Source organism: Mesorhizobium sp. P3_B5, from assembly GCF_056402815.1.
The window spans coordinates 41,544-59,226 of the sequence record NZ_JBFUGR010000014.1 but is presented as its reverse complement, the minus strand read 5'-3'; the positions used below and the strand labels follow the sequence as shown (position 1 = coordinate 59,226).

Annotated in this window: 19 protein-coding genes; 8 read left to right on the top strand and 11 right to left on the bottom strand. The window is 61.3% G+C overall.

The window, feature by feature from the left end:
• Nucleotides 1–288 precede the first annotated feature (288 nt).
• The gene (locus tag AC1DVW_RS25605) at nucleotides 289–1,182 is read right to left on the bottom strand and encodes an adenylate/guanylate cyclase domain-containing protein (protein ID WP_477326816.1); all 894 of its coding nucleotides are present in this window, start codon (nucleotides 1,180–1,182) and stop codon (nucleotides 289–291) included.
• 216 nt (nucleotides 1,183–1,398) lie between these two features.
• Nucleotides 1,399–1,557 carry a hypothetical protein gene (locus tag AC1DVW_RS25600; RefSeq protein WP_477326814.1) on the bottom strand — a complete coding sequence of 53 codons (159 nt, stop codon included), beginning with the start codon at nucleotides 1,555–1,557 and terminating at the stop codon, nucleotides 1,399–1,401.
• 235 nt (nucleotides 1,558–1,792) lie between these two features.
• Here AC1DVW_RS25600 and AC1DVW_RS25595 point away from each other — a divergent pair, with 235 nt between their 5' ends.
• The gene (locus AC1DVW_RS25595; protein ID WP_477246912.1) at nucleotides 1,793–1,999 is read left to right on the top strand and encodes a hypothetical protein; all 207 of its coding nucleotides are present in this window, start codon (nucleotides 1,793–1,795) and stop codon (nucleotides 1,997–1,999) included.
• Between the two features lie 66 nt (nucleotides 2,000–2,065).
• The gene (locus AC1DVW_RS25590; protein WP_477246914.1) at nucleotides 2,066–2,284 is read left to right on the top strand and encodes a hypothetical protein; all 219 of its coding nucleotides are present in this window, start codon (nucleotides 2,066–2,068) and stop codon (nucleotides 2,282–2,284) included.
• A 189-nt stretch (nucleotides 2,285–2,473) separates the two neighbouring features.
• Here the strand turns inward: AC1DVW_RS25590 and AC1DVW_RS25585 are convergent, their stop codons facing one another.
• From AC1DVW_RS25585 to AC1DVW_RS25570, 4 genes are all read right to left on the bottom strand, one after another.
• Nucleotides 2,474–2,884, bottom strand: coding sequence for a TadE/TadG family type IV pilus assembly protein (locus tag AC1DVW_RS25585; RefSeq protein ID WP_477246916.1), 411 nt, complete (start codon nucleotides 2,882–2,884; stop codon nucleotides 2,474–2,476).
• Complete coding sequence (locus AC1DVW_RS25580; protein WP_477326812.1) at nucleotides 2,874–3,314, bottom strand: TadE/TadG family type IV pilus assembly protein; 441 nt, start codon at nucleotides 3,312–3,314, stop codon at nucleotides 2,874–2,876. Before AC1DVW_RS25580 ends, AC1DVW_RS25585 begins: the two co-directional genes overlap by 11 nt.
• A 4-nt stretch (nucleotides 3,315–3,318) precedes the next feature.
• Nucleotides 3,319–4,554 carry a pilus assembly protein TadG-related protein gene (locus tag AC1DVW_RS25575; protein WP_477246920.1) on the bottom strand — a complete coding sequence of 412 codons (1,236 nt, stop codon included), beginning with the start codon at nucleotides 4,552–4,554 and terminating at the stop codon, nucleotides 3,319–3,321.
• Between the two features lie 292 nt (nucleotides 4,555–4,846).
• Nucleotides 4,847–5,710: a bile acid:sodium symporter family protein gene (locus AC1DVW_RS25570; RefSeq protein ID WP_477326810.1), complete on the bottom strand. Its 864-nt coding sequence runs from the start codon at nucleotides 5,708–5,710 to the stop codon at nucleotides 4,847–4,849.
• A gap of 242 nt (nucleotides 5,711–5,952) precedes the next feature.
• Between AC1DVW_RS25570 and AC1DVW_RS25565 the strand changes: the two genes are divergently transcribed.
• The 5 genes from AC1DVW_RS25565 to rimO all read left to right on the top strand — a co-directional run bounded on the left by AC1DVW_RS25565 (nucleotide 5,953) and on the right by rimO (nucleotide 10,974).
• Nucleotides 5,953–7,689: a hypothetical protein gene (locus tag AC1DVW_RS25565; protein WP_477326808.1), complete on the top strand. Its 1,737-nt coding sequence runs from the start codon at nucleotides 5,953–5,955 to the stop codon at nucleotides 7,687–7,689.
• A gap of 106 nt (nucleotides 7,690–7,795) precedes the next feature.
• On the top strand, nucleotides 7,796–8,227 hold the full coding sequence (locus AC1DVW_RS25560) for a hypothetical protein (protein WP_477326806.1): 432 nt from the start codon (nucleotides 7,796–7,798) through the stop codon (nucleotides 8,225–8,227).
• A 19-nt stretch (nucleotides 8,228–8,246) separates the two neighbouring features.
• Complete coding sequence (locus tag AC1DVW_RS25555; RefSeq protein ID WP_477246927.1) at nucleotides 8,247–8,654, top strand: DUF930 domain-containing protein; 408 nt, start codon at nucleotides 8,247–8,249, stop codon at nucleotides 8,652–8,654.
• Nucleotides 8,655–8,862: 208 nt separating this feature from the next.
• Nucleotides 8,863–9,522, top strand: a complete 660-nt coding sequence (locus AC1DVW_RS25550; RefSeq protein WP_477246929.1) for a TerC family protein — start codon at nucleotides 8,863–8,865, stop codon at nucleotides 9,520–9,522.
• A gap of 138 nt (nucleotides 9,523–9,660) precedes the next feature.
• Nucleotides 9,661–10,974 (top strand): 30S ribosomal protein S12 methylthiotransferase RimO, encoded by a 1,314-nt coding sequence (gene rimO, locus AC1DVW_RS25545; RefSeq protein ID WP_477326804.1) that lies wholly within the window; start codon nucleotides 9,661–9,663, stop codon nucleotides 10,972–10,974.
• An 82-nt stretch (nucleotides 10,975–11,056) separates the two neighbouring features.
• Here the strand turns inward: rimO and AC1DVW_RS25540 are convergent, their stop codons facing one another.
• A complete protein-coding gene (locus AC1DVW_RS25540; RefSeq protein WP_477246933.1) occupies nucleotides 11,057–11,500 on the bottom strand; it encodes a hypothetical protein in 444 nt (147 codons plus the stop codon).
• Nucleotides 11,501–11,877: 377 nt separating this feature from the next.
• Here AC1DVW_RS25540 and AC1DVW_RS25535 point away from each other — a divergent pair, with 377 nt between their 5' ends.
• The gene (locus tag AC1DVW_RS25535; RefSeq protein WP_477326802.1) at nucleotides 11,878–12,843 is read left to right on the top strand and encodes an acyltransferase family protein; all 966 of its coding nucleotides are present in this window, start codon (nucleotides 11,878–11,880) and stop codon (nucleotides 12,841–12,843) included.
• 45 nt (nucleotides 12,844–12,888) lie between these two features.
• On the opposite strand, the gene AC1DVW_RS25530 is transcribed toward AC1DVW_RS25535, so the two are convergent.
• Genes AC1DVW_RS25530 through AC1DVW_RS25515 form a run of 4 tightly spaced genes read right to left on the bottom strand, consistent with a single transcriptional unit; the run spans nucleotide 12,889 to nucleotide 17,612 of the window.
• Nucleotides 12,889–13,956 carry a BMP family ABC transporter substrate-binding protein gene (locus AC1DVW_RS25530; RefSeq protein WP_477246937.1) on the bottom strand — a complete coding sequence of 356 codons (1,068 nt, stop codon included), beginning with the start codon at nucleotides 13,954–13,956 and terminating at the stop codon, nucleotides 12,889–12,891.
• A gap of 49 nt (nucleotides 13,957–14,005) precedes the next feature.
• Nucleotides 14,006–14,926 carry an ABC transporter permease gene (locus tag AC1DVW_RS25525; RefSeq protein ID WP_477326800.1) on the bottom strand — a complete coding sequence of 307 codons (921 nt, stop codon included), beginning with the start codon at nucleotides 14,924–14,926 and terminating at the stop codon, nucleotides 14,006–14,008.
• Nucleotides 14,926–16,038, bottom strand: coding sequence for an ABC transporter permease (locus AC1DVW_RS25520; protein ID WP_477326798.1), 1,113 nt, complete (start codon nucleotides 16,036–16,038; stop codon nucleotides 14,926–14,928). Before AC1DVW_RS25520 ends, AC1DVW_RS25525 begins: the two co-directional genes overlap by 1 nt.
• A complete protein-coding gene (locus tag AC1DVW_RS25515; protein WP_477326796.1) occupies nucleotides 16,035–17,612 on the bottom strand; it encodes an ABC transporter ATP-binding protein in 1,578 nt (525 codons plus the stop codon). Before AC1DVW_RS25515 ends, AC1DVW_RS25520 begins: the two co-directional genes overlap by 4 nt.
• Nucleotides 17,613–17,683 lie beyond the last annotated feature (71 nt).

Below are 17,683 nucleotides of genomic sequence, written 5' to 3'. Positions count from 1 at the left end.
TAGTGCCAGTAAAAAGAGCCCGCCACCTCTCGGCAGCGGGCCAATCCTGCAAATTTGCAGCTTTCTTGTCGGTCTGCTCCCGCTCGTCGTTGCCTTCCCGATCGCCTCGGGGTTCGTCCGCAGTGCACCCACGCCCATGGCCGGTCCAGCCAAGATCGGGCTCTCCATCCGGCGTGTACCATGTGCCAGTCTCGACAATGCCGGCCTTGCGCTGGTCTATGTGCTCGGTCCAGCCGACCGCCCCAAAAGGAAACCCCGGTTGTTTGACTGCTGGCCGCCTTCGCCGGGTCAGCCTGAGATAATTTCGTAGCTAAGGATCTGAGCGTCGCTGAGGGACGACCTCCGTCCAGGCGAGATGACGCCGGAGCCGAACAGTAGAACGGCTTCACGGCGCACGAACACTTCATGGTCGGGTCCAGTCGACACAAATGTGCCCGACGAGCTTCGCTCAACAAGTCCCGCCCTGCCGTTCGAAATGGTGAAGGTCGCGTGGTGCCTTGAGACCCAGGGCCGCAGGACGACGATATTGCATTCAGGAGATCGGCCAATGGTCACGAATTCGTTGTTGCGGCAAGATCGCAACTGATCTCCATAGCGGATGACCAGATTGATGTGCCTTGGCGGGGCGAACCGCCTATCGATAATGGTGCCCCGGCTGGCGATCTGCGTAGTGAGGGCCCCATCGTCGCTACCCAGGGTATAGACGTCGAAGGGCTCTTCCTTCCCCTTGAAGGGCATTTTGTCGAGGAGCCGCAAGGCACTGCGGCCCTCTGAGGAAAGGGATTCGAAGAAGCTCTGGCTGATCAGCACCTCCCCCGGGTTCGCCGTGGTGGACAACCTCGCGGTGACATTGACAACGTCGCCGAATACTTCGCCCCGCGTGCGAATAACCGCCCCGAAGTGCAATCCGATCCGGGTGGTCAGCGCCCCTTTCGTCAGCTGGCTGCTAATTTGACGGACGGCCCCCAGCGCCGCCTCTGGCCTCTCGAACAGGCTAAGCACGTCATCGCCCTTCGAGTGAATGAAATCACCGCCGTGCCGGACGGCGATCTCGCGTATCGCGTCTAGGCAATCCGAGACCTGCTGCAGAGCGGCATCGTCGCCGATGCGCTCATAGAGCGGCGTGCTGCCCACCACATCGGCTAAGAGGACTGCGACTAGAAGCCTTTCCTGATCCATCATCCTGAAGCTCCGGCACCGGCTTATCTCTACAACCGAACTTGCCACCCGTCCCCGAGTCCTTGATGCTTTGCGTTGTAGAATGCACGGCAGCGCGGTCTGGCGCTACAGGCGAACGCGACATCGAGGTGGGCCGCGCCGCACATTTTATCACGCCCTGAATGATAAAGGCCCGCTACCGTAAGGGCAGCGGGCCATGGGTGCAAATTTGCACCCTTTTCAGTAGTGGTCCGGCTGCTCTGCCATCTCGCCGGCGTCCTTTTCGCCGTCTTCAAACCATACCGTGTCGTCGACTTTCCCCGCGAGCCGCTGATCGATATGGTTCGTCCAGGCAAGCGATGGCTCGCCTTCTTCCCTGTCGTGCGGTTCGTCGAGCACATCCCCGCCATGCTCGTTTTCGGCTTCGCGCTCGTCATGGCCCGGGGCTGTGGCGCGGGAGCCCGCGACATCAGAGGCCAGGAGAAAACATGCTCCGAATGCTCAGTGCATCCAGGCGGTGGCGAGTCCATTGCCCCGTCAACCCAAGCGGCCAGAGTGACGCAGGGTCGGAACTGATGCGACCGGCGGCTGTTTCCCCCCTTGAAGGGACCGCAACCGCGAAGGGAGCGGAACAATGTTTGAAGTTTTCTCTATAGAAGCGGCCGACGCCAGACTGCGCATAAAACGGGCTGAGAACTCTCTGAAGCGCGCCAATGAGTTGTTGGACGAGGAAGCTGGCGTCGCCCTCAATCTCGCACTTTGCTGCAGGATCAGGTCCGCCCAACGGCGCGTAGTCGAGGCCAAAAAGCGCCTGACGATTCATCACGGCAGCGTCAATTGACTTCTCATTTGGGATTTTTGCGCCCGACACCAGGGAACGATTTCGGTCGTCATGAGTTGGAAACCCATGGACAATTTGGAACCCCACGGCCACGGGATGGCGGCCGATATTTTGTCGTCGGAAGTTGCCAATGCCAGGCAGCGCATCAGCCGGACCGAACTCGCTCTGGAACGCACACAAAAAATGCTGGCCGAGAATCTCGCGTTGCACAGCCGGATACGAACTGCTGTCGAGGCCGCAGGCTGCATGGTGAAGATCGATCCCAGCCGCACAAATCGCGATTGACCTTCTTTCCAAAGCGGAGGTCTCAAAGTCTTCTTTCGGTTTAAGTTTCGGTTTTCGTTTCCTCTCCGCTCGGTCTGTGGTCTTCTCTCAGTCTCTGTCTCTCTGTATGGGCAGGCTATGGAATCCGCAGGATCGACGTCATACGGTCTGGGTTGGGCGCCGCCAACTCAACGAAAGCCGGCGGTACCTTTAGCTGGCGACCAGCGGGACGGTGACGGTTGTTGAATAATTAATGGGGTATTGATCGAAATACGGGAACGCGATCACATAGGCGTAGTTGGCGGTAAGATGAGCCATGCGAAAACCTCCGCTGGCGGCATCAATTACGATCGTGACCACGACATCCTTTAAACCCAACGTCAGCAGTTTTTTCGTGGCGATGGTTTGAATGTCGCTCTGTGTCAGCGAATTCTTCAGCTGCAGCGCACGTGCGGACGTCTCCAGCGTGTAGCGAACGCTGGACTCCGCATTCAAGGACCACCCAAAAGCAAAAATCCCGAACAAAAGCATCACCAGAATAGGTGCGATCAGCGCAAACTCCAGCGCCGCTCCGCCGGATCGGTCTCGACGCAGTCCACGCGCGGTCTGTCTAGCGGACACGGATCACCTCTTGATGGGTGATCGTGCGGGGATCCACGAAACGGCCAAAAGCGAAAGGTGGCACCCAGGTGGCTGTCGCTTGTATCTGGACGAGGATCGACGGCACTTTCGGCCCGGCGCAGAGGCTTGACGCATCCACCACCGTACTGCCGCACATATATTGCCGCGCCATGGTGACCTGTGCGTCGTCGGGATGTCTTTCCCAACTCGAAAGGGCGATCGCCTGTGTGGCCGCGTCGTTGGCTGCGCCGGCCATCAGGAGATTTGCCGCCGTCTTGACGCCGGCGCGCATCGACAATGAGCTCGTGACGTAAGACCACCCGTCGATGATACCGAGCAGAACCAAACACAGGATGGGCAGCACCATCGCCAATTCCACGGCGGCAACACCGGACTGGTTCCGCAGAATTCGGGCGGCAGGCCGGTCCATCGTGCTACTCGACAAGCTTCACGGACTGCGTCGCCGGAATATCCTTCATTCCGAGGCCCGTGCAATCCTGTTTGATGGTGCTGCTGCCTGACCACTGTATCGTGTCGGCGACGACCTGCGTGCAACCACCCGTGCCGGAAAAATTACCGAGATAATTGACCTGCTGCGTTGGAAAATAGAGTGCGCCGGTCAGCAAGGAATCCGCGGTTCCATTCATCGTGTTCTGCCCGCCAAGGTTGGTCCTGTCGCCATAGAGCAGCACCCCGGAATAGGTGCCAGATGTCGGTGCGCTGAGTTTGATTGAAGCGTTTCCGTTCATGCTGACACGCGAGCTTCCGGCCAGATAGATGGTGACGCCGGTACCGGTAATGTGGGCGTTCGCGTTCACTTTGAAATCACCGGCTTGAATGACGTAGACACCGGGCTTGAGTGTCACATTGCCGCTCAAGCTCAGTCCGGAGCAGTAGGTTCCGGGCTGCAGGGTCGACGGCTTGGTGTTCTGACAAGGGTTCGTGGCTGCCGGCGTCGGCAAATTCACGAAAGGATCGGCGGCGGGCAACGCCTGGGTCATCGGCGCGGCGCAGACGGTCGTTACGGGGTTGCTCAGAGAAACGCCGCCTGCCGATATCAGGCAATCGGCCTGCAGAGCTGCCGACCCTTGCAGCTTGATGGCATCCGCGGCAATCGAATCAGCCATGACCGAGCAGCCGGTCAGTTTGACATTTGTGCTGCCGGAAAAGAGCGCCGCCTTCGACGCGGAGGGATTGAGCGCCAGTACGCAGGCTTTTGAAGCGTCCGTGATGAGAGCCACCGCTCTTGCCTGTTCGGGAACGGGCCCCTGGTTGAATACTGCGGTGAAATATCGATCCAGGTTCTGGTGAACGATCACCTCGACCGCCTTGTTTGCGACGTTTGGACCGGATGACGGCGGTGTGAAAACGCCAATTGTCCCTGGTGGTGTTACAAAACCATTGGACGTTGCCGAAAGCGTTGCGGCGGAGATGATCGTGGGCTTATTGGAGCCGGAAATCTTTTCCAGGGCGCCAGCATAAGCTGCGGCATCCGCAACTGCCTGCAGTTTGAGGCTGCTGTAATACCAATAGGAGGTCTCGACCCCGAAGGCCGCGGCGCCTACCACAACCGGCAAGGTGAACGCAAAGATGATGGCAACATTCGCGTTCGTGGCCCGACTTAGGCGGCCCAAGACAAAGAGGACCCGGGTGAAGACGCTGAATGACATATCTTATTAGAAGACATGCATAAGTGAACGAATGGCTAAGAACTCCATTCCGATTCTTTGCAAATGACAGAAGCAGCCGGCAATTTCTTTCTTCCGCCGATACAACAGCAAAAAAGGCCTTCCTAGAGGCTCGCAGCTGGCGTACCTCCGTTGCAGGTGCCGGCTACCCCGATCTCTAAGTTGAGCGGTTCTCCTTCAGAGCGCAAAGCACCTTCCGGTGCCTTCTGGATCGTCATTCGCAGGAGGATCGCGTGTCCGCGCCGCCGCGGCAAACCGTCTGCAAAGACTTGGGCTATCTGGCCGACCTGTTCAACATGAACACGAAAGCTGCGGCGGTGATGTAGGCAATCAGGGCGTAGATGGCCGGCGGCACGCCCATCTCGGCATTGTTGAGCAGGAATTCGCTGAGCGCGAGCGTGATGACGAAGGCGGCGTTGTGGATGCCGGTGGCCATGGCGACGGCGACCGCTTGCCGCCTTTCGAGGTGCAGTAGCACCGGTATGCCATAGCCGATCGTCACGCTTGCGAGGTTGAAGGCCAGGGCGGCAAGGCCGACGACCGGCCCCCAGGTGACGATCACGTCCCACTGGCTGACCGCCGCAAAAATAACGACTGCCGCCAGGAAAAGCGTTGCCAACAGCTTGACCGGGCGCTCCAGTCGGTCCGCCAGCGTGGGATAACGGTGCTGAACCGCAATTCCGATCGCAGCCGGAACCAGGACAATGGCAAAAAACTGCAGGAACTTGTCGACCGGTAACGGCAGGATCTGTCCGGCGCCATAAAAATGCTGCAGCGAAAAATTGGTGATCAGCGGCACTGAAACCAGCGCCACCAGCGAGGTGATCGCCGTCAGCGTCAGGCTGAGCGCCGTGTCGCCCTTGGCAAGGTGGGTATAGAGAACGGCCGTCGGTCCGCCGGGGCTGGCGGCGAGCAGCATCATGCCGACCGAGATGGCCGGCGGCAGTGCTGAAACGGAGACGATGCCGAAGCAGACGACCGGCAGCACGAGGATCTGCACGACAAGTGCAACCAGCAAGGTCTTTGGCCGCAAAAGGACTTGCGAAAAATCCTGGAGTTTCAGCGACAGGCCAAGCCCCAGCATGATGATGACGAGCGCCACCGGCAGGAAGATGTTGAAGGTGGCGCTGTGCTGCATGCTGGTGCTCCCCCGCTGACCAGCCAAGGTCCGCGAACGGATCCATTAGCGCAAAATAATGAATACGGAATTATTCCACATCTTGCCCTGCCTCGTCGGCACGCGCCGTCGGCAAGCTGGCGTGCTGCCCCTGAGGCTGGATTGAGAAGCAGGTCACAGACGCTTGATCGCCTAGATGGCACAGATAAAGGCCGAGGCTGATCGGACTTCAGCGGTTGGCCTAGCCAAGGAGGGACAGCGTCATGGCCTGCCGTGAAGTGTCGACATGGATCACCGAGAATGTGCTCACTCCCGTGGAGCGGTTCATCACCGAGGCGCGCGAAGCCTGCGAGAATGTGACCACATGGGTCGAGGAGCAGGTGCAACAGCCGGTTGAGAACTGGGTCAGCAAGCAGGAAAAGCGCTGCCGCGAGCAGGATTGCGACTGGTGGTGCGCCTGCTGCAACAAGTGGTTCTGCTGGCTGGTTACCGTCGTGGTCCGGGTCGTCACCTGGGTCGTCGTCACCATCGGCAAATGGGTCACGCATCTGGTTTGCAAGATCGTCACCACGGTTGTCGGCATCGTCGTCGAACTGGTGCTGAAGGTGATCACCCGGCTCGTCACCTTCTTCGTCTGCCTGTTCGAGGATCCGGTGAAGGCGTTCTCGGCCCTTTGGGACCTGGTCAACGACGTCGTCGACGCGGTCGACGATGTGTTCGAACTGGTGGTGTCGCTGCTCGATGACGTGGCCGAAATCCTGCACGAGGTCGGCGACCTTCTGGGCTCGCTGGGCCGCACCTTCTGCATCTTCGGCGACGGCGCCTGCGCCTTCTTCGGCGCGATCTTCGGCGCCCTCGAAGGCCTGCTGGACTGGGCGGCCGATGTGGTCGACTGGGTGCGCGATACCGTCGAAGGCATCCGCGATCTGGTCATCGGCATCCTCAGTCTGGACTGGTGCCGCATCCAGAAAGGACTGGGCATCTTCAATGTCCTGCGGGTGATCACCAGTGTTACGCGCCTGCTCGGCATGGTGTTTTATGTCGGCCCGCGCGAGCTCATCGACAAACGCGGTCTTGAAACCATCATCGACGACGCCCTGTCGGCGGCACTGGCCAAGGATCCGGACCGGCTGGCGCGCTCGAAAGAAAGAGCACGCCTGGGCGGCGCTCCGATCGGCGTGCCCATGGAACTGGCGCCGCGTCGCATGGCAATTCACTCCAGCGAGTTCCTGCGTGAATTGCACCGTTCCGGCGCCCTCAATCTTTACGCTGTCGCCGGGCGCTTCACCGACTGCCAGGGTAAGGCGGCTTGGGAACAATTCGAGGGCGAGGTCGTCTACACCGGCACCAGGACGACGGTGACGAAAACCGATCTCGACGATTTCCTCGAACTCGGCGCCGGCGCCGTGCCTTCCTTCACCGCCTACCCGATCAAGCGGGATGCGTTCCGCAATCGACTGGAGCTTGCCCAGCGCAAGGGTTTTCAGGTCGGCATCAACTTCACATGGCCGTCGATCGGCGAGGTCGCGGTGACCGAGTCCCGCTTCGTCCCGCTCGCCAGTGACGAAAACGACGATGCCGTGCAGCAAGACCTGTTGCGGCTGATGGGTCGCCCCGACCGTGACGAGGACCTGCGTGTGGTGCCGGTGATTGCCCATTTCGGTTACGTCAGCACCAGCCTGCACGGCCTGACCTCATGGTTTCGACCGGCCCTGGGCGACGGCAGCCCGACCGGCACCACCTTCCGCGACCGCTTCCCGGAAGTCGTCTTTCAGTATGTCGCGATCCACGAGATCGGGCACTATGTCGGACTGAACCATGACGGGCACACCAGCCCGGCCGAGATCATGTGGAAGCCGGCGCTCGGCACCAATTGGGGCGAGACGATCGGCAATTACGGTTTTGGCAGCGGCGAAGCCAACTTCACCCGTGCCGACGCCGAGGCGGTGTGGCAGTGGATCACCACCACGCCCGAAGCGCTCGACAAGATCTTTCCCTGATGCAGGTCGCCCGAAAGCGCGCAGCGGTTCTGGGTGGCATGCATGAAAACAAGGGCTTGAAGCGCGCCGCCGTCTGCACGCGGCGTGCTTTGGGGAGAAGACCACCATGGAGTACATAGTAGACAGCCTCGCCAGCCTGGAGCAGCTGCGGAGCGGCAAGCCGGCTATCCGGCGCATCCGGCTGGCCGGCCCGCTCGCCGATGAAGGCACCGAGCGCGCGTTGAACCGCGCTTACTTCGCCTGCGGCTGCGAACAGGGCTCGGTCACCGTCATGGCCGTCCTTGTCGGATCCATACTGCTCGGGCTACTCAGGGGGTTCGACGGCGCCCTCGCCTGGTGGTGCATCCTGCTCTATCTCGCCGCTGCCGCACTCATCGGCAAAGCCGCTGGGTTGACCCTTGCTCGTCTGCGGCTTGCCCAGCTCTACAGCTGGTTGAAGTCGCGTGCTGCCCCGTTTCCTGATCCGATCATGAGCCGGCCCCTTCCCCACGAACACGATGGTTTGACCGGATCGGACGCGCCCCAGAACGGCACATAGTTGATTTCTCCGACAAAATATGATGCTTCTCGCGCCCATGAAAAAGCTCTGCCTTATGGTCCTGGCGTCGGTGACGCTGGGTTTTCCGGCTTTCGCGATGGACAGTGCGCTACGCGCCGGCCTGCTGAAGCTAGACCCGCAAACCCGCCTCGAACAGCGATGTGACGCCGAAGTTCTGGATCGGATCACGCATGACGACAGCAAATTCAAAGCCGATCGTGTCGTCGCTTACGCCTTTTCGACGCCCGAAATGGGCGCCGACGCAATCAAGAGCCCAGGGGCTGCCTTTCGCAGCAAGGGGCAGTGGTACCGGCTGAAATTCAAATGCGAAACGGCGCCGGACCATATGGAAGTGCTACAGCTCCGTTACCGGATCGGCGACGAGATCCCGGAAACCGATTGGGCGAAATACAACCTCTACGACTAGAATTCGCCCTCTACGATTGGATTTGCCGGGATGAAGCGGTATTTCACCCGCTGTCGGCGATCGTCGTAGTCCGCCGCTTTGCCGCCGCAAAAGCCTGACGCGCTGATGTTGTTTCCGGCGGTGTCTTGACGCGCAGGAAGTATCCACGTTAGGGCGTCGGGATATCCGACGACGCACACTCGGCCAACGAGCAAGGGACTTCCAGTCGATGGACATTTTCAGCGCTGCCAGCCTGACCGCCCTGCTTCAGGTCATTGCCATCGACCTTGTGCTCGCTGGCGACAATGCCATCGTCATCGGCCTGGCCGCCGCCGGCTTGCCGGCCGAACAGCGCAAGAAGGCTATCCTCGTCGGCGTGCTGGCGGCAACGGTGCTGCGCATCGGCTTTGCCGCCATCACCGTCAAGCTGCTGGCGGTCGTCGGACTGCTGCTTGCCGGCGGCATCCTGCTTTTGTGGGTGTGCTGGAAGATGTATCGCGAGCTGCGCACGTCCCATGCCGATGAGCTGGAGGCGACCGAGGCGCTGTCTGATTCCGACCTCAACAGCGACAGAATGGTGGCCGGCAAAGCGCCGCGCAAGACGCTTGGCCAGGCGGCGCTGCAGATCGTCGTCGCCGATGTGTCGATGTCGCTCGACAATGTGCTGGCGGTCGCGGGTGCGGCGCGCGATCATTTCCCGGTGCTGGTCATTGGCCTGGTGCTGTCGATTGCCTTGATGGGCCTGGCTGCAAGCTTTATCGCCAAGCTGCTGCATCGCCACCGCTGGATCGCCTATATCGGCCTGGCGATCATCCTCTATGTCGCGGTCGACATGGTCTATCGCGGCGTGGTGGAAGTGTTGCCGCATGTGAACGCCGCGGTGGGCTGAAGCCACCCGTTCCGCGGTTTCGATAGATTCGTTTCGAAGGCAGATGCCGTGCGTTTCGCCGCATCTGCGGCGCGCCCATACCAATGCCGCAATAAGTGTGGTACTGCGCCGCCAATCCTGAAAACCCGGAAAACCGCTATGTCTGCCCCTCGCGTCAGTTTCGTCAGCCTTGGATGCCCGAAGGCCCTCGTGGATTCGGAGCGCATCATCACGCGCCTGCGCGCCGAAGGTTACGAGATCGCGCGCAAGCATGACGGCGCCGATCTGGTCGTCGTCAACACTTGCGGTTTCCTCGATTCGGCCCGCGACGAGTCGCTCAACGCCATCGGTTCCGCACTTTCGGAAAATGGCAGGGTCATCGTCACTGGTTGTCTCGGCGCTGAACCGGACGTGATCCGCGAACGGCACCCCAACGTTCTCGCCATTACCGGCCCGCAGGCCTACGAGAGCGTGATGGCGGCGGTGCATGAGGCGGCACCGCCCAGCCACGATCCCTACATCGACCTGTTGCCGCCGCAAGGCGTGAAGCTGACGCCACGCCACTACGCCTATCTGAAAATTTCGGAAGGCTGCAACAACCGCTGCACCTTCTGCATCATCCCGGCGCTGCGCGGCGATCTCGTCTCGCGGCCGGCGGCGGATGTGCTGCGCGAAGCGGAAAAACTGGCCAAGGCCGGCGTCAAGGAGATCCTCGTCATCTCGCAGGACACCAGCGCCTACGGCATCGACATCAAGTACCAGACGTCGATGTTCGGCGACCGCGAAGTGCGGGCTAAGTTCCTCGATCTGTCGGAGGAACTGGGCAAGCTCGGCATCTGGGTGCGCATGCATTATGTCTACCCCTACCCGCATGTCGCCGACGTCATCCCGCTGATGGCCGAGGGCAAGATCCTTCCCTATCTCGACATCCCGTTCCAGCATGCCTCGCCGCAGGTGCTGAAGAACATGCGCCGTCCCGCGCATGGCGAAAAGACGCTGGAGCGTATCCGTGGCTGGCGCGAAGTGTGTCCCGATCTCGCCATACGCTCGACCTTCATCGTCGGTTTCCCCGGCGAGACGGACGAGGATTTCGAAATGCTGCTCGATTGGCTGGATGAGGCGAAGATCGACCGCGCTGGCTGTTTCAAATACGAGCCGGTCAGGGGCGCTCGTTCCAACGATCTCGGCCTCGAACAGGTGCCGCAAGAGATCAAGGAAGCGCGCTGGCACCGCTTCATGCAGCGCCAGCAGAAGATTTCGGCGACGCAGCTGGCCAAGAAGGTCGGCAAGCGCCTGCCGGTGCTGATCGACGAGGCGCATGGCACGTCGGCAAAGGGCCGGACCAAATACGATGCGCCCGAAATCGACGGTTCGGTGCATATCCAGTCGCGGCGTCCGCTGGGCCAAGGCGACATCGTCACCGTCAAAATCGATCGCGCCGACGCCTACGATCTCTACGGTTCAGCGGTCTAGATCAATCGGTTCGCCAAGTCCCTGTGGGATCGCAAGCTGCCGAAAGGGCGCCTTGCGGCGCCCTCGTTTTGGCAGCGTTTCGTCAGAGCTTCACTTGCTCGATTGCAGCCAGGGACCGATCGATGACCTGATTGAGGGTCTTGTCCAGCCGCGTGCCCGCCGAGCCGGCCGCTATCACCGACAGCCGTGCGGCAAATCCCAGATGGTAGTCCACGAACCATTCGGGATGCGGCTCGGGCTCCGGAATGGGCGGCCACCACGGGGGAAGCTTCGGCAGCTTCGGTCGCGTGGGGCACCAATCGTCAAGGTCGCTCAACAACGCTTTCATGTCGAGCCCGCCTCGCTCGGCGCCCCATGCGTAGCGCACGAATTCGTCGGCGATCGCAGCGCCCAGCTCGTGAGGCGGGAGCGGCTGGGGATTGAGTGCGATTTGCGCAAGCCGCCACTGTGGTCCGTGCGGGATGACGTCGTAGATCGCGGGAATGCGCTTACCGATAATGGCTAAGAGTTTTTTGCTCAATTGCATAAGACATTCTCCTGCTCAAATTAGTAACGTCGGCCGAGTTTCGTCAGGCCGCAAAATGAACATGTAAGTAAAAGGCAAATGCGTCTGTGAAGGCGGTCACGGAGCCGGGTTGCAGACATTGAGCCGGGCGCTCGGTCCGACGAAAAGACCGCGATTTACCACATTTCGCGATAGTTGCGGCCGTTTACCCTGTTTGGCCGCGACCTGCCTTATGGTTTCCAGGATGCGGAAACTCGGATGAACACCAAACCTGGCAGGCCGGATTACATCGCGACGCTGGACCTGCTGAGGCTGGCCGCGGCGCTGGCTGTCGTGTCTTTCCATATTTCTTTCGCGGCTCCGCCGCCGGCGGCGTTCTCGCCGAGGGTTATCCGACAGTGGCGCCGGTCGCCATCTACGGCTATCTCGGCGTCAATCTGTTCTTTCTGATCAGCGGCTTCGTCATTGCCTGGTCGGCGGAGAACCGCAATTGGCAACAGTTTGCAATCGCGCGCTTCGCCCGCCTCTATCCGGGCTTCCTGCTTTGCATGACGATCACCTTCGCGATTATCATCACTGTCGGTGCGCCACTGTTTTCAACCTCCTTGCGCCAATATGGCGCCAATCTGTCGATGTTCGCGCCGGCGCTGGGCCAGCCTTTCATGGATGGCGTCTACTGGTCGATCCTGCTCGAGCTGGTTTTCTACGGCTGGGTGACGCTCGCGCTGCTGTCAGGGGTTTTCCAGAAATGGAAGCTGGAGTTGATCCTCATCTGGCTGGCGATCGCAGCGCTGAACGAGTTCTTCGTCGACAGTCGCGCACTGAGGCTACTGTTCATCACCGAGTTCGGCCCCTTCTTCGCGGCAGGCCTGCTGGTTCACCATATCCATGCGCATGGCCACTCGCCAAAAGCCTTGCTGCTGCTTGCGGCCGCCTTCCTGTTGTCCTGCTGCACGCTTTCGGTCACGCAGCACTGGATGCTCAATGAATATGGCATGGCCGTTTCGCAGACCCATCTCGTGGCCGCCAATGTCGTCATGCATACGGCGCTGATCGGCGGCGTTCTGTTGCGCAACCGTGTCAGGCCGTCCGCGCTGACGCTGGCGCTCGGCGGGTTGACCTACCCGCTCTACCTCCTGCACCAGAACATCGGCTATCTCGCGATCAATGCCGTGGCACCTGTGGTCGGAAAATGGGTCGCCGCTTTCGGCTGCGTCGCTCTCATGCTCCAGGTTTCGTGGGCGATCTGGCACCATTTCGAACGACCGGCCCAACGCATGGTCAAGATCTGGCTCGGCCAAGCGGTCGATGCCGTGCTGGTGCGGTTTCGTCCGACCCCTTCCGGCACCCAACCCGCAGAATGAAAAAGGGCGCCTTGCGGCGCCCTTCCCGTTCGATGTGTTGCCGGCTTACTGCGGCAGCTTGTCGTCGACGCCCTTCACATAGAAGTTCATGCCGAGCAGCGTGCCGTCGTCGGCGACTTCGCCGTCCTTGAGCCACGGCGTGCCGTCCTGCTTGGCGACCGGCCCGGTGAAGGGGTTCCAGCCGTCGGCGATCTTCTTCGACGTTGCCTCGGCCATCGCCTTCACGTCGTCGGGCATGTTGGTGAACGGAGCGAGCTTGACGGCGCCGTCCTTGATGCCAAGCCAGACATTGTCGGGCTTCCAGGTGCCGTCGAGTGCGGCCTGGACCCGGCTGATGTAGTACGGACCCCATTCGTCGGTGAGCGAGGTCAATGCGGCGTTCGGCGCGAACTTGATCATGTCGGAGGACTGGCCGAAGCCGTGCAGCTTGCGCTCTTCCGCCACCTGCAGGGCAGCGGTGGAATCGGTGTGCTGGACGATGATGTCGGCGCCCTGGTCGAACAGCGCCTTGGCGGCGTCGGCTTCCTTGCCTGGATCGAACCAGGAGTTCACCCAGACGATCTTGGCCTTGAAGTTCGGGTTGATCGATTGCGCGCCGAGCATGAAGGAATTGATGCCCATCACCACTTCGGGGATCGGGAAGGATACGATGTAGCCGGCAACGCCGGCCTTCGATTCCTTGGCGGCGATCTGGCCGAGCACATAGCGGCCTTCATAGAAACGGGCATTGTAGATGCCGAGATTGTCACCGGTCTTGTAGCCGGTTGCATGCTCGAACATCACCTTGGGAAACTTCTTGGCGACCTTCACTTCCGGATCCATGAAGCCGAAGGACGTGCCGAAGATGATCTTGCAGCCTTCGCGTGCCAGGCGCTCGAAAGCACGGTCGGCGTCAGGGCCTTCGGAGACGTTCTCGAGATAGGCGGTCTCGACCTTGTCGCCGAGCGCCTTTTCCACTTCGAGACGGCCCTGGTCGTGCTGGTAGGAATAGCCGAAATCGCCGATCGGGCCGGTGTAGACCCAGCAGGCCTTGAGCTTGTCGGCGGCTTGCGCCGACGCCGCCAGCGAGACGGCGGCGGTCGTGGTCATCAGGGCAATAAGCAGTTTTTTCATTGTGTTACCTCTCTGTGTTAGCCTTGGAGCTTCCCGTTTGTTTTTATTGTCAACGATCCGGAACGAATGGCTGCCCCAAGGAAGCCGGCGTGTTCATCATCGTCAGACGCTTGTTGCGCGAGATTAGAACGAGAACCACGATGGTTGCCAGATAGGGCAGCGAAGAAAGCAGCTGCGAAGGGACCGGAATGCCAAATGCCTGGGCATGAAGCTGGCCGATCCAGACCGCGCCGAAGATATAGGCGCCGGCCAGCACCCGCCACGGCCGCCACGAAGCGAACACGACCAGGGCCAGCGCGATCCAGCCGCGGCCGGCGCTCATGTTCTCCACCCATTGCGGCGTGTAAACCAGCGACAGGTGGCCGCCGGCAAGCCCTGCACAGGCGCCGCCGAAGATCACTGCGAGATAGCGATAGCGAATGACATGGATGCCGAGCGCGTGCGCCGAGGTGTGGCTGTCGCCGATCGAGCGCAGCGTCAATCCGGTGCGGGTCTTGAACAGGAACCACATGACGGCAGCGGTCAGCGCGATCGAGATGTAGAAGATCGGGTCCTGGCCGAACAAAAGCCTGCCGACGATGGGGATCGAGGTCAGGCCGGGAATATCGAGGTTGGGCAGCCGCTCGCCGGGTTGACCGACGAAACTGGTTCCCATCATGCCGGAAAGGCCGAGGCCGAGAAGCGTCAGCGACAGGCCGGTCGCCACCTGGTTGGTGGCCAGCGACAAGGTCATGACGGCAAATAGCAGCGAGAACAGCGCGCCCATGGCGATTGCCGCCAAAAGGCCGATCCAGGGCGAGCCGGTGAGATAGCCGGCGCCGAAGCCGCCGACCGCGCCCATGATCATCATGCCTTCGACGCCGAGATTGAGCACGCCGGAGCGTTCGACGACCAGCTCGCCGATCGCCGCGATGAGCAGCGGCGTCGCCGCCGTGGCGACGGTCAAAAGGATGTTGACGACGATGTCCATCAGCGGGCCTCCTCCAGCTTCGGTGCGGCTTCAAGTTTTGGCGCGGTAAAGCCGATCAGGCGAATGCGGTAGTGAATGAACGTGTCGCAGCCGAGCACGAAGAACAAAAGCATGCCCTGGAACACGCGCGCCACCTTGTCGGAGATGCCGAGCGCGCTCTGCACGGCCTCGCCACCGAGATAGGTCAGCGCCAGCACCAAGCCTGCGGCGACGATACCCAGCGGATTGAGCCGGCCAAGGAACGCCACGATGATGGCGGTGAAACCGTAGCCGGGTGAGATCACCGGCTGCAATTGCCCGATGGCGCCGGAGACTTCGGAGATGCCGGCAAGACCGGCCAGCGCGCCCGACAGCAGGAAGGCGAAGAACACCATGCGGTTGAGGCCGAAGCCGGCAAAGCGCCCTGCCCGTGGACTGGAGCCCAGCACGCGCACCTCGAAGCCTTTCAGCAGGCGACTCATCAGGACCCAGATCAGCACCGCGGCAACCAGCGCAAAGACGAAACCCCAGTTGGCCCGTCCGGCATCCGGCATCAATTCCGGCAATACCGCCGAGTCGTTGAACTGGATGGTTTGCGGAAAACCATGGCCCTGCGGATCGCGCCACGGACCGCGCACCAGCCAGTCAAGGAACAGCTGGGCGACATAGACCAGCATCAGGCTGGTCAGGATCTCGTTGGTGCCGAAGCGTGTTTTCAGCAAGGCAGGGATCGCCGCATAGGCAGCGCCGCCAACCATGCCGGATAGCAGCATCATCGGTAGTACCAGGGGGCCCTCGAACTCAGGGAACAGCACCGGAATGATCGAGCCGAAAATACCGCCGAGGATGAACTGGCCCTCGGCGCCGATGTTCCAGATGTTGGCCTTGTAGCAGACCGACAGGCCGACCGCGATCAGGATCAGCGGTGCTGCCTTGATCGCCAGCTCATGCAGCTGCCAGACCTGGCTGATCGGCTCGATGAAGTAAATCTGGAATGCAGTCAGCGGGTTGACGCCAAGCAACGCGAACAGAACCGCGCCGGCGATCATCGTCAGCACGAAGGCAATGAAGGGCGACAGTGCTGAAAACAGCATCGAGCGCTGCGGGCGTTTGACGAGTTCGAGGCGCATCATGCGATCTCCAGAACATGTTCGGCGTGGCCGGGCTCGGCGCCGCCCATCAGCAGTCCGATCTTCTCGAAAGTGGCCTCGGCGATCGGCAACGGTTTTGACAACTCACCATTGTGCATGACCGCGATGGCATCCGATATCTCGAACAGCTCGTCGAGGTCCTGGCTGATGACCAGAACCGCCGAGCCGCTAAGCGCCAGCTCGATCAATGCCTGGCGGATGTGGGCGGCTGCACCGGCGTCCACACCCCAGGTCGGCTGATTGACGACCATGACGCTGGGCTTGCGGTCGAGCTCACGGCCGACGATGAATTTCTGCAGATTGCCGCCCGAAAGGGCTGCCGCTTCGGGGTCCGGCGCGCTCTTACGCACGTCCATGGCCTCGATGATGCGTTGGGCAGCGCTGTAGATCGCGGCGCTTTTGACCACGCCTCCGGCGCCGACGAAAACCTTGCCGTCGGTGGCGTGGCGCGACAGAAGCAGGTTTTCCGAAAGCTTCATGCGCGGCGCGGCACCGTGGCCCAGCCGCTCTTCGGGGACGAAGGCAGCACCGATGAGCCGACGGCCGGTAATCGAGAGGCCACCCGCATCCTTGCCGCGGATGCGCACGCAGGCGATGTCCTGCTGCAGCACCTCGCCGGAGACGGATTCGAAGAATTCGCCCTGGCCGTTGCCGGCCACGCCGGCAATGCCGATCACCTCGCCGGCACGCACATTGAGATTGATGTTCTTCAGCGGGATCGAGAACGGCGTCGCCGGCTTGCGGCTCAGCGCGCGGATCTCAAGCAACGATTGGGCCGTCTCGATGCCCTCCGCCGGCGCCCGCACCACCGCCTGCACTTCGTTGCCGACCATCATACGGGCCAGCGACGAGGCGGTTTCCTCGCGCGGGTTGCAATGGCCGACCACCTTGCCATGACGCAACACGGTGGCGCGGTCGCAGATGCGCTTGACCTCTTCCAGCCGGTGCGAAATGTAGAGGATGGACTTTCCTTCCGAGCGCAAACGCTCGAGCGTCTCGAACAGTTTGTCGGCTTCCTGCGGTGTCAACACCGATGTCGGCTCGTCGAGGATGATGAGCTGCGGCGTCTGCAGCAGGCAGCGGATGATCTCGATGCGCTGGCGTTCGCCGACCGAGAGGTCGCCGACCAGCGATTCCGGATCGAGCGGCAGACCGTAGCTGAACGAGAGCGCCCTCGCCTTGGCGGCGATGGTGCTGATTGGCGACCCGTCATCCAGCGACAAAGCGATGTTCTCGGCCGCCGTCAGCGCCTCGAACAGCGAAAAGTGCTGGAAAACCATGCCGATGCCGAGTTTCTTTGCAAGGCCCGGGCTGGAAATCCTGACCGCCTGGCCGTTCCAGAAGATCTCGCCCGAATTGGGCTCGAGCGAGCCGAACAGCATCTTGACCAGCGTCGACTTGCCGGCGCCGTTTTCGCCAAGCAGCGCGTGGATTTCACCCCTGGCGATGTTGAGATCGACATGGTCGCACGCCGTCAGCGTGCCGAATATCTTGGTGAGCCCGCGAACCTCAAGCAAGGTCGCGTCGTCCTGATTTGCACTCACAGTGCCTCCCATCTGGTTTGCCAGATATGTTCTGTGTTCCCGCAAGCATGGTAGGCGCGGCCGGCTCCTGTCGGAAAGCGGCA